The organism is Parasediminibacterium schistidii, assembly GCF_046546515.1.
Taxonomy (GTDB): domain Bacteria; phylum Bacteroidota; class Bacteroidia; order Chitinophagales; family Chitinophagaceae; genus Parasediminibacterium.
This window is the reverse complement of sequence record NZ_JBKHKJ010000079.1, coordinates 1-2173: the sequence shown is the minus strand read 5'-3', so window position 1 is coordinate 2173 and position 2173 is coordinate 1. Positions and strand designations below refer to the sequence as shown.

2 protein-coding genes are annotated in these 2173 nt (G+C 36.7%); one reads left to right on the top strand and one right to left on the bottom strand.

Going from position 1 to position 2173, the window contains the following annotated elements; genetic code table 11:
• A partial coding sequence (locus tag ACHFIY_RS19220; protein WP_410847752.1) for a hypothetical protein occupies window positions 1–302 on the top strand: 302 nt, incomplete at its 5' end.
• A 16-nt stretch (window positions 303–318) separates the two neighbouring features.
• Here ACHFIY_RS19220 and ACHFIY_RS19215 read toward each other — a convergent pair.
• Window positions 319–1593, bottom strand: a complete 1275-nt coding sequence (locus ACHFIY_RS19215) for a nucleoside recognition domain-containing protein (RefSeq protein ID WP_410847751.1) — start codon at window positions 1591–1593, stop codon at window positions 319–321.
• Window positions 1594–2173: the final 580 nt, after the last annotated feature.

The window sequence follows — 2173 nt, the reverse complement described above, 5'->3', positions numbered from 1 at the left end:
ATAATATCATAAGGCCTTTTGGCAAAGAAACCAGAGATATAGCAAAAGACAAACAAAACAATGAACTGATAAGAAGATCAGAATTCTTTTTCGACATTAAATTTGAGGAATATGAAATTGATGCTTTACTCAGATACTATAGCAATACAGGTGTTAGGGCAATCCTGATAAAGGAAGAGCAGATTGCCCTAAAGTCAATAGAAACATTTTCTGTGGCTTATGAAACCATAAGCCACGAAATGGAAGAAAAAACTTTTTCCAAAGGTGGATGTAATGAGGTCCTTAAAAATGCAAAGTTTTAAATTGGAACAGGCTTTGTTACTTCCCAAAAAACAAATAGCATAATAATATAGAAGTAATAATGCCCACCAAGTCTGCCAATAACATTACCCCAATTGAATAACGGGTATTTTTTATAGAGACTGCCCCAAAGTAAACAGCTACAACATAAAAAGTAGTATCTGATGAACCTTGTAATATGCAGGCTAATCTTCCCGCAAAAGAATCAACCCCAGAAGCTTTCATCGTATCTATCATCATCCCCCTAGCCCCGCCTCCACTAAGTGGTTTTATCAAAGCTGTGGGTATGCCATCAACAAATCGGGTATCTGCTCCTAACAAGGCAAAGAAGTTTTTCATTCCTGAAATAATTACTTCAAATGTACCACTGCTACGTAATAAGCTTATAGCCACCAACATGCCAACCAAATAAGGGATAATTTTAATGGCCGTTTCAAAACCACCTTTAGCCCCTTCTACAAAGGCATCAAAAATGTTTATTTTCTTATACAGGCCACCTAGGATGATTAATACAAAAATGAAAAGTATCAGGCCATTGCTTAATATGTTGGAAAACGATTGCACGCCATCAGTACTAAGCGTAGTAAGGTAAAACACCAATCCAGCTATCACTGCCGACAAGCCTAATATCCAAGCCAATATCACAGGTTGCAGCATGTTTATTTTCTGCTTAAAAGCTACCAGCAGCATAGCTGCTATGGTGGCTACAAAAGTAGCAATCATGCAAGGCACAAAAATATCTGTTGGGCTGGCAGCTTTTAACGATGCCCTTGCGGCGATGATACTTACGGGTATAAGCGTAAGCCCAGCGGCATGTAGGCATAAAAACATAATCTGCGCATTGGAAGCTGTTTCCTTTTCTTTGTTCAGTTCTTGCAGGCTTTCCATGGTTTTAATGCCAAATGGGGTAGCCGCATTGTCAAGCCCCAGTAGATTTGCAGAAAAATTCATCATCATATACCCTATGGCAGGATGGCCAGCAGGCACATCGGGGAATAGCTTTGTAAAAAATGGGCCAATTATCCTAGACAGCAAACGTATCCCCCCTGCTTTTTCAGCAATGCTCATAAAACCCAGGAACATTGCCATTACGCCTATTAGGTTAATACATAAGTCAACAGCTGTTTTGCAGGTCGGTATAATGCCATCTACTTTCAAGGGATTGGCCGCATCATCTGCCTTGCCTACTACCATCCAACTAAAAATATCTGCATTGCCAAGGAAAACGCATTTGTACAATGCCACTATGATTGCCGTGAGAATAAAAGCGCTCCAAATCTTGCTTAAAGCCATTTTTAGTTATGAGTTATGAATGATGAGTTATAAGTATTTGGGTTGCAAGTTACGGCTTGGTGTTTCTTATTTCGCTTTTGCTAACAGTTATCGGTTGAAAATCAGGAGCAAGTTTCCTTTTTTTTCCACTTAGAAATGGTTTTAAAATAACTCTCCTTATTAAAAGCAATATTTTGTTTATAGCTAAAGCCTGATATATACTAGATACTAGACGCATAAAAAGTTTTTTGCGTTTTTAGTAAAAACTCAACATAGCACAACCCTACTCCCATCCTACCCCACCTTTATAGAAAGGTAGCGACAAACTCTTTCACTGAAGAGGGAACAAGCATGAGGATGGCAAAACGAGGACACTTATACAATTTTTATACTATTATTTTTACCAGATTTTTTATTAAAATAGTTTCAGTTTTGCCAATTTTAGGTTTTTTTACCGTTTAGGATTTTTTTAAATTCCTAAACTCTTTTACAATCCATTGATTATCAATAACATTAGCGAATTTTTAGTAGAAAAAAAGTATAATTTATGATAATTTTACTATTATTTATTGATAATAAAGTGATAATTTATTGATTAGGA